The organism is Oleiphilus sp. HI0061, from assembly GCF_001635675.1.
The window spans coordinates 1-823 of record NZ_LWFE01000428.1; the positions used below are offsets into that span (position 1 = coordinate 1).

Here is an 823-nt window from a genome sequence, read left to right on the forward strand (position 1 = left end):
CAGGCAGTACAAAACTGGCGCGTAAACCCGGTTGAAGTGGATGATGTGCCGATCATGATGTTGGCTTTGTATTCCAAAGGCGATGCTAGCGATTATGACTTAAGGCGGGTAGCGGAAGAGCTGTCGACTTATATACAGGCAATTCCTGATACCAGTGAAGTCAAGGTAACGGGGGGCCGAGAACGAACGATAAGGATTTTTTTACAGCCCGAAAGTTTGGCAGCGCGTCAAAGTACTTCGGCAGACGTCTTGCAAGCTTTACAGGTGTCCAATCTGCTTCAAAGTAGCGGCAACTGGTTCGTTGACAATGAGTCTATTCAACTCGAAAGCGGCGACTTTATCCGCGACCTTAGTAGTCTAAAACAGACGGTGGTCAATGTTGTCGATGGGATTCCGGTAACGCTTCAGGATGTAGCTGAAATTGTTGACGGCCCTGCCAATGCGAGTACTTATACCTGGTTGGATTTTGCTGAAACACATCCAGAATTTGAAGGGGTCCCGATCGCCGCACGTAGTGATTTACCGATGTCGGTTATCAGTGTCGCCAAACAGCCGGGAAGCAATGCAGTCAGTGTGGCTCAGGAAGTTCATAAGCTTATTGCAGCGCTAAAGTCAGATTTATTGCCGACAAGTATCGGCATAGAAGTGCTACGTGATTACGGTGCAACGGCGAATGAGAAGGTTGATAACCTAACGAGTAGCTTGGCCTTTGCGGTCTTTACCGTGGTGGTGTTTATCGCGGTTTTCCTTGGCTGGCGCCCTGCTTTAGTTGTTGGTATTGCGGTACCCATTAGTTACGGGGTGACCTTGGCCTTGGATATGG

1 protein-coding gene is annotated in these 823 nt (G+C 49.0%); it reads left to right on the forward strand.

All coding sequences use genetic code 11. The annotated features are described in order from the left end of the window. Positions 1-823, forward strand: an 823-nt coding sequence (locus A3735_RS05750) for an efflux RND transporter permease subunit (protein ID WP_197485693.1), incomplete at both ends; no start/stop codon positions are given.